Here is a 9442-nt window from a genome sequence, read left to right on the forward strand (position 1 = left end):
TAAAGTTATCCATAACCACAAATGAAGAGAATACGATGAATGCAATTAGATCATGTTTTTACTTAGATTGGTATTATCTGTTATCAGCGAGCTGCCTAGTTGGTTGAGTAATATTTGGAACGAGATTCAGGAGTGGCATATAAAAAACACATCATCAAATGTCGAGCCGTATCGAGTCGATAGTTCGTCATTAGAGCTGTATGCTAACTTCCAAGATACTCTGCTTTATTGGTTTATTTCAAAAATAATACCTATGGGTGTAAATATAAAAGAGGAGTCGAAGCTACTTACTCTTTTCTCCCAAGCTAATGCGGTTTTGCTTTATAAAGAACTCAGAGCACCGAGAGCGACAGTGTTTCAAAATAAGGAAAGTAAAGGATTAGTTTGGGTGGTTACAATGTTTAACCGAACTTTGCCTAAAGCGTCGAAAATACCAATCATCACTACAGCACCATCAGACAATAACCCATTTTTAATTACACCCTTTAAAAATAAGTCATAAGCCATTGTGATTTAAATCTGTAAAGCTTGATTTGATCATACGAAAATAACTCATGCACAAAATGTTGTTTGGTAAACTTCTTGCGCACGAGTGGTAAATTTATTTTGACTATGTTGGTAAAAAATTCATGGGGTAGCGGTTAGTTTTAGCGGAATATACAGCTGTATATTCCGCACCAACGTTACCAGCCATCCGCTCAAATATTACCGCCTCTGCGAAAACCTTTTACCATCTTTACGAAATAGATTTACCACCTCGACGGAAGCAGAAGACCCCATAGGTTTGCTTAAGCGTTTTCAGCGAGGCGATTTCTCTTATGCTTTTGGCTTCCCCCCCCTAAAAATAAAGCCCCTTGCGGGGCTTTGGGTTTAAAATATGACTAAAAAATGCCAATGGCTTATCTTAATTTAACCGTACTTACCTATTAAAATTGGCATAATGAATGCCAATACAGCTAATATAATACCTGCAAGCAGCAACGCCCGACATAACGAGGCACTTTTATTTAAACTGGCATCATTCAATTCTTGATATTCCTTTTTCAATAAGAACATAATGACTTTGTTCGAATTAGTAATACTATTATTGCGAATAAAACCAACTTTACCTAACGCTTCCCACGTTTCAGGGTGCTTACATTCCAATAGTGATGACACTTTTTTGAAAGAAATAAAATACCAGAGCGTTATAGGAAAAAGACTTATAACACAAACTGTCCAAAATAATTGCATTGAACTACACTCCCCTCTCTAACTAATTAGTTTTCTAATATGCGTGTTTCCACACCCGCGACTTTTGAACCAATACTTAGCCCCGTCACAGGCCCGACATGGACAGTTACTCCAATTGAAGGCGTCCATTGAATAGTGGCACCTACTCCCAAACCAGCACCAGCCATTACCGTTGTACTAGTGCTAGGGCCCTTAGCACTCGAATCTGGTTTTATTACTGCCAGATTACCAGTAACGCTGGCAGAAGCACCATAAGCAGCGCCAGTTAATCCAGCGCCTGCTTTAAGACCTTTGCCCTGTAGGGTCTGTGAATCTACTTCTAAAGATGTTGTTGCGCCAAGCCCTAGACCAGCATTAGCTCCCGCGGAAACAGACATACGGCTAGTAATTTCACTGGACGCAGCCTTACTAGCTTCTCCAACGCTATCAATTGCGGACTGGCCTTGTTGTGTAGCTTGACTAGCACTATCAAAATTAAATAATTTTGCAACCACATTGTCTTCCTTTTCAATGGACATTTTTCCATCAGGATCTATAAATTTATAAGGGTTGTTATTACCGTAAGTATAACGGTTGAAGCTATGTACATCACGGAACCCAACAGGGTCATTCGAATAAAACCGCCCAATAAGTGGATCATAGTATCGTGCCTGCATATAGGTTAACCCTAGGTCTTCATCTTGCAAATGACCTGTATAACCTATCCCCGCCTTCTCACCACCTAGGCGCTTACCAAACGGTTCATATATGCTGCGACTAGTTATGCTGCCTTTAGCATTGGACTCGGCAACCACAGAACCTAACATGTCGGTGTGCTGGAACCTGACTGCTGTTGTGGGACTGTAACTGCCCACATTGTGACCGACACTGCATATATTCGCAAAATTACAGCTTTGTATAGTGACTGTGTAACTGCCCATAGACAAGACCAGCATATAACTGGTGTCTGTGGTGGTCAGAACCTGCTCTCCCCCGTTGGCATCTCGCAATGTTATCTGGTAATAACTAGCACCACTCACTTCTGGCCATGAAAGGAGTCTTGAGCCCATACCATCATCTTGCCCTAATGTATGGGATGCCGTATCCGAAGGTGGTAATAGCTCTACCGCAACATCACTTGAAACTCTCCAGCCGCTACAGCCTGAACTATTACAAGCACGAATTTGGTACCTATAGCTGCTGTTTGTACGCTCTATTCGAGTATAGCTGCGGGCAGTAGTTGAGCTGATGAGAGTATTCCAGCGGCCTCCATTAACGCTCTCCTGTAATGTATAGCCAGTAGATGTTGTGGATGAGGCCCAGCTAATCCCGATACTACCATCGGTAACAACTGTGGGGACACTAATAGTACTCGGTACCTGTGGCGGTAACAGCACAGTCACTGCCTCAGTCGTTCTCCAGCTACTACAACTGATGATATTACAGGCACGAACTCGATACGTATAACTCCCATTTCCTGTGCCTGAGCGGGTATAGCTATTACTGGTCGGCGACACAATAGTCGTCCAGCTGCCACTATTGACGCTTTCCTGCAATGTGTAACTTGTTGCAGTGTTGGAGGAGCCCCAGTTGATGCCTATGCTTCCATTGGTCACAGTAGAACTGGGAACACTGATTGATGATGGTATCAGCGTATTGGCAAACGTATTTGAATATCGATAACCACTGCAACCGCTTGCATTACAAGCTCGGACAGCATAATGATAGGTAGCATCAGCACGGTTGGTATAACTCTTACTGGTGGTAGTCAGGGTTTCATAAGTCCAACTTGCCCCATTGACACTTTGCGCTAAGGTATAGCTGGTGGCAGTACTCACGCTAGGCCAACTAACGTTGAAATTCGCCGTGTGATTTGCACTTGGTACTGAAATAGAACCTGGAACAGCAGGCTTATGTAGTACATTAAAGGTACTACTGTACCGCCAACCACTGCAACCTGACGAATTACAGCCTCTCACTGCATATTGATAAACCCCATTGCCCCGCCCAGTATAAGCCTTACTTGTACCGGAAACGGTTTTATAAGCCCAACTTCCCCCGTTAATTCTCTCCGCTAAGGTATAACTGGTTGCTGTTGATGCCGCCGACCAATTAACTGAATAAGAGCCATCAACATCTGTTAAAGTCGGTACGTTAATGCTGCCAGATACCGGCGGAGGGAGTAGTACTGTTACTGCAGTGGAAGCTCTCCATCCGCTGCAACCTGATTCATTACAAGCCTTTATCTGATATTTGTAACTCCCGTTTTGGCGACCGGTTCTGGAATAACTTCTTCCTGATGTAGTAGTCAAAGTGATCCAGCTACCGCCGTTCACACTTTCCTGAAGGGAGTAACTGCTTGCGGTACTTGATGTTCCCCAGCTAATCCCAATACTGCCATTAGTAACTGTGCTAGAAGGTACAGTAATGCTGCTAGGTGTTGGTGGGGGCAGCAACACTGTTACACTTTTATAGGCAGACCAGCTACTACATCCTGACGAGTTACAGGCTCGAACTCTATAATAATAAGTTCCATTAGACTTATTCTGAAACAAAGAACGCCCAGCACCGGTGTACAAATTTTGCCCAGAATTATTTTGCAATTCATAACGTGTTGTCGTTGCCACCGCACTCCAGGATACAGTGTATTTTCCATCACTATCTTTGCTCGCTACTGATAATGCGGGAATTTTAGGCGGCAGTAAAACCGTAATACTGTTTTTAGCAGAGTAAGCACTGCAACCCGTAATGTTACAAGCTCTCACTCGATAATAATAAGTACCGTTGCCTTTACTACGGGATTTGCTCCTTGCGGTGCCATTGTATACGGTCCCCTTTCCGTCTTCATATAACTCGTAGCGAGCTGCGCCTGATATATAACCCCACGAAATACTATAATTCCCGTCAGTGTCAGAGCCTGGCACAGATAATGAGGGAGTTGTCGGTAAGGTGGTAGCCCCTGCAGAAGCGGGTGACCATTCACCACAGCCTACAATACAGGCTCTTACTCTATAACTCCGATTCACAACATTAGGTACATTACTCCAAGATAAACTGGTTCCGTAATGATTGCCACCATAGTCAGCCCATGTATTGTTACCATCGCGAAACTGAACCTGATAGTAACGAGCTTCCTCTAGTTGTTTCCAATACAAGTTTATATCTGTACCCTTCACCGTTATATTGGGGGAAGGCAAACTGAGGTCTATATCCTCTGGTCCGCCACCACCTGGAAAACCAGGGCCAATGGCTGCAATAGAATTGCTTTGGGTCATGAGAGATAGTAATAACAGTACTCCGGCCCAGAGAAGGTTCACCTTCCCAGCCCTCGTAAACTGAAGCGGAAAAAAGAAACTGCCATGTAACAATCCTCTGTTATTCATTTTCTTATTTCCTGTCTATTTCTGCGATGATTTGCTTATTAAGATAAACAGAGTCCGTCTCAATTCCATTTGTGTTCAAACGATATAACAACTGCCCACTCTGGCTGTAGACACTGTAGTCGCCATTCTTCTTCACCCTGCGATTATGGCCATCATAACGATAGGAGATCCCCTTGGCCTCAACCACCTGATTGGCACGGTTAAATGTCAGGCCATAACGACCATTGTGGACAACACTGCCGCGCGCATCGTAGGCATAAGAGTATGCATAGGCGCCGCTTAGGTTATTGAGACGGTTAAGGCTGTTATAGTGATAGCTGATGGAAGATCCACTGATACTGCGAGTATTGATGTTGCCCAAACCATCATAACTGTAACTGCCCGAGCCCCACTTACCATCAGCGCCGATAAGGCGATCCAAGCCATCATGGCTGATGTTAGTTATGCTGTTTCTGCTATCCACTCCATCGGTTAGACCTGTGAGGTTATCGTTAAGATCATAACTTGGGTCTAGGGACAGCTCAAAGCGGCTGCCTGAGCTGTCAGTGATCGCATCGATGCGGCCACTGCTATCCAAAGACACATTACGCACCAGACCATTACCGTAGGTCAGCTGCTTTAACTGGCCGTTGGGATGATACTTAGCATAGTTTGCATAGATAGTAGTGCCATCTGAGACCTTTATGGCCTGCCCTAGCGCATTGAGGCCATAGCTCATAGTCTTGCCCGAGGGGTACTTGAGTGATGAAACTGCCCCTAGAGCGTTGTACCCCCAGTCGAGAACGAAGCTCTTATCATCCAAGGTCAGGGTCTCTTTCTCAATTAGGTTTTGTGAATTGTACAAATAGCTCCAGCTAATGGCGCTGTTGCCAGCGCCAGATACCAAACTGGAGAGCTTACCATTGGCATCATAGCTATAGGTATTATCGGGCGTATTATCTGGAAAGTCCTCGCTGTGCAACTGCCCCAAGTTGTCATAACTCAGGAGCACCTTGTGGTCAACAGGCACAGATGATGCGGCGCAGCTAGTACTGCCACCGTCCGTGCCCTCGGCCCGCCAGATGGGCTGGCGCACAGTGTTATAACCATAGGCGGTGACCCCAGTCTCGGGGCGGTAGGTTTTACACAGCTGCTGATAGGCATCGTATAAGCGCTTTTCTGTGACAGTGCCCTGGCTAATGGCAGTGACCTGACCAAACTGGTTATAGCTAATCCTAGTATCCTCGCTGTCGGGAGTCTGGATAAGCGTGGACTTGCCGTAACTAGGGCTGCCATAGGCAAGATAGGTAGTGGTGGTCACATTTCCTTCTGCATCAGTCACCCGCTTTGTGTTACCACTGAGGTACTCTATTTTACTGGTCGCGCCATCACTTTGGCGGGTTGTGGCGACCAGCCTGCCCAGGACATCATGTTCGCTGACAATACCAGTGGTACTGCTGGCACTGGCACTTGGGAAAGATGTCAGAGTCGGCTGGTTTTTATGGTCAAAAGCTTTACGCTGATAAATGACAGAACCAGCATCGGTTTTATCTAAGGTGCGGGTAAGCACAGGTCGCAGCAGGGCATCATGGTATATCCTCTGCTCATAATGGCCCTGGGTAATGGTCTGCTTAAGCTGGCCGACGGCAATAGCACTGCCTGAGATGCCATCGCCCGCCACAGTGACATTGGCATAACTGATGGTCTTGTCTGTCCAGCGACTATCGGCATAATCGATATTGGTCAGCCAGCCCAAGAGGTTATAGCCATAGTTGGTCTTATTGCCGTTAAAGTCGGTAATACTACTGGTGGTGCCATCGCCATTCACTTCAACTTTAGCAATTATAGTGTTAGCAGTGCTGCCATTTGCAGTATTACAGCCATTGGTTATCGCACAAGGTAAGGTAACCTTACGAGCTTTACCACGGAAGTAATCGTCAAATTGCTCGTAGCGTCCGGAGCCAAGATAATTGGTTTCTTTAAGACTACCATCGGCATGATAGCTATTGACTTGAATATTCTGTCCTAAAAAACTCTTTTGTAGTAGCAAATTAGTGCCAGTGACATAAGTTGTTTCTTCATAAGGGACAGAAAAAGTTGAATCTTTAGAAACATATCGTTTAACAGGCAAATTTATAAGCCATTTGGAAGTGTCATGCAGGTACTCAGTCCGAGTAAACAATTTATTTGAGGTAAAACTGTTTGCCTCCTCCTTTAGTTCAAAAACATCATAAGCATTTAACTGGGATAGTTTGTTCCAATAGGTACTCACACTGCCTGAACCCTCAAAAAGTTCAGTCTTTATTTGATACTGTAATCTTTGAGGTGATCTCGAGGATATTAAATCATCCATTGTGTAAGGATCTGGTGATGAACCAGCATAAGCCCATATAGAAGTATGCCCTGGATCATACCCATCAAGATACTTGTAGCTAAGCCGCTTTAGCAGGCTATCCGTTTTGTTGTACCATTCGTGGTATAACAAATCTGAACCTTGTGCATAGCGTCGCTCAAAATACATTATCTCTTTTGAATTATCTGGATATGTGACTGTTGTGGACTTTAAATGCGCTGAATCTATACCAAATTCAACATCTAACCTATGGTGAGAGCTTAACTCATCTCCTTTGAATGCATGCCAAGTTCCAGAGTAATTATAGTTCCATTCATAAACTTCATTATCGTTGAGTTCCAGCCTTTTTTTACTGAGAGAGTACAAGATCGAACCAGGAGCTACAAAATATTCATCAAATTGACTTGAAGAATACCCATTGATGCTTAAACGTCTAATTTTAGGGACCTCAGTTAAATTGTGGCAATGCTCTTTTAAATCAAAAACTCCTGTAACCCCATCAGGGTGGGTCATACTGATAAAGTTTTTGTTTTTAAATGGTGCACACGAATAACCTGGAACAGGTAGCTGCGTATAATAAGACAAATTGATTTTATTAAATACTGAGTCGCCAGAAGATTGGTTGTAATCATAAGTCCACGATTTTCCATCTGGCCGAATTACCTTTTCAAGATAAAAAGGAAAGTGAGTAGTCGCATATCGATAAGACCAAGTTTTGTTGTTTGCGCTAGCCGATGTTAACCGACCACCTTCGATAGTGAGTTCAATCTCTCTACCATCACTTGAATATATTTTTTTAATTACCCCATTAGCGTCATAGTCATACTTAACCCAATTACCGTGTATATCGGTAATCTTAGTCGCTAATAAAAAGGCATTATAGTAATCATATTTAACATGGGGAATTGTGGGTTCTCCCCCCCCGATTGAAGGAGGTGCACAGTTAGTTGTACATTGGTCGGATGGGGTTACGATGGGAGTAGGTAAAAATTCCTTCTCTGACTTGACTGCTCTATATTTTTCAAAATGATAAACTTTACCATCTTTAGTGGTTACTTTATACCCTTCGTTAACATTGTTTGTTAAGCACTCTATTGTCCATTGTTTATTGTTAGTCTTAACAGCATTTTTTTGGGTGATTTTAGTTGAGCCTTTACCTGGAATATAAATAGTATCTCCATTCCAATATTGCTGTCTTGAAGCTACATAATTTAAATTGTCCCCAGTTTCTCCATTCCATGTCGCAGAATAAAAATCCTCATTAGTATTAAGTGGCTTAGTGCACGCTTTCCCCTCTGCCCAGTATGCTTGTTTATGGTCACCTTCGCGACTGATGAAAGCTGATCGCACATGAGGAATATCAATACTCCAAGTACCTAACTCCAGAGGCTCCTTATACCAAGCATCAGGACCAGAAAGTTTTCGAGTCAAGCGAACTGGAATATCAAAATTCCCAGGGATATCAATATCAGTTTGAGCAAAACTAACTGAACCAGTATTATAATCAATTTTATCCCCAAAAAGATTGGACGTTAATGTACTAATATTAGGGTTAATATTATTTTGCTCGAGAAAATTATAGCCATAATTAGCTGGTATTTCTACGCTCTGCGCGAAGCCACTATAAAGTATAGTTAAGGCCAGAATACTCAAAACGCCTTTATTTGTTACCACTGTTAAACACCCCGTATATAGCACAACAATCCCGCAGCCAAGTGGCAACACTATACCCAGACAAGACCACGAAATAAATACTTTTTAATTCAATAGTCTATTTAAGTTAACTGTCCCTCCCTAAAATAATCTCATGCACAAATATAGCTCCGCCAGCACACTAAAACTTAGATAGTTAAGCCATCAAAAAAGAAAGAGTTAGGTAAATACTCTACAAACTATATAAGGAGTGGATAAAAGCTGAGAGACCAGACTATATCGATGTGTTAGCTGGCAAGTTAAATCAGACCTACTAGACATCAAAACCTCGTAGGCTGAAAACAAAAAAGCTCAAGCAAATTGCTTGAGCTTTTTTTGTTTTTAACCGCTTGGATTTGGCCCCTATTTGTCCCCCTATATTTTCAGCTGCAGGGAAAGTGAAACATTGAGCTGCCGACAATCTTGAAGCATTAAAAACACCATTTATAGATGTTCAACTCACCTTTCATCCTAATGATTCTCATCCTTAAATCAAGCTTGATTCGTCATTTCCCTTGGTAATTACAGCAATGACAAAGTTGCTTGGTAATTAAGATACGACAGAATTGCTTGGTGATTACAGAGTCAGCGAAGATCTCGCTGACTCGAAAATGTCGGATAGGCGGCACTTGTTACCAAGTACCGCCCTCCTAAGAACCGTACGTGCAACTTTCACTGCATACGGCTCATGCCTCCACTAAGGCGTGTTCTGTTACCCAGCACCCTACATCGCAGCTAAGACCGGTTCGAACCAAGAGTTTCTGCCTTGCTTAGCCTGTTTCCGCTTACTTAAGTAAGCTTCGTATTCTGGGTCGTAAGGTAT

The 9442-nt window shown here is 43.2% G+C and carries 4 protein-coding genes; 1 reads left to right on the forward strand and 3 read right to left on the reverse strand.

The window, feature by feature from the left end:
- Positions 1–52: 52 nt before the first annotated feature.
- Positions 53–502 carry a hypothetical protein gene (locus tag ACVBIK_RS20335; protein ID WP_447170386.1) on the forward strand — a complete coding sequence of 150 codons (450 nt, stop codon included), beginning with the start codon at positions 53–55 and terminating at the stop codon, positions 500–502.
- Positions 503–909: 407 nt separating this feature from the next.
- Here ACVBIK_RS20335 and ACVBIK_RS20340 read toward each other — a convergent pair whose 3' ends face one another.
- From ACVBIK_RS20340 to ACVBIK_RS20350, 3 genes are all read right to left on the reverse strand, one after another.
- Positions 910–1233, reverse strand: coding sequence for a hypothetical protein (locus ACVBIK_RS20340; protein WP_447170387.1), 324 nt, complete (start codon positions 1231–1233; stop codon positions 910–912).
- A 26-nt stretch (positions 1234–1259) separates the two neighbouring features.
- Positions 1260–4529, reverse strand: a complete 3270-nt coding sequence (locus ACVBIK_RS20345; RefSeq protein ID WP_447170388.1) for an RHS repeat-associated core domain-containing protein — start codon at positions 4527–4529, stop codon at positions 1260–1262.
- 70 nt (positions 4530–4599) lie between these two features.
- The gene (locus tag ACVBIK_RS20350) at positions 4600–8601 is read right to left on the reverse strand and encodes an RHS repeat domain-containing protein (RefSeq protein WP_447170389.1); all 4002 of its coding nucleotides are present in this window, start codon (positions 8599–8601) and stop codon (positions 4600–4602) included.
- Between the last annotated feature and the right edge of the window lie 841 nt (positions 8602–9442).

Source organism: Shewanella sp. 125m-1, from assembly GCF_052977065.1.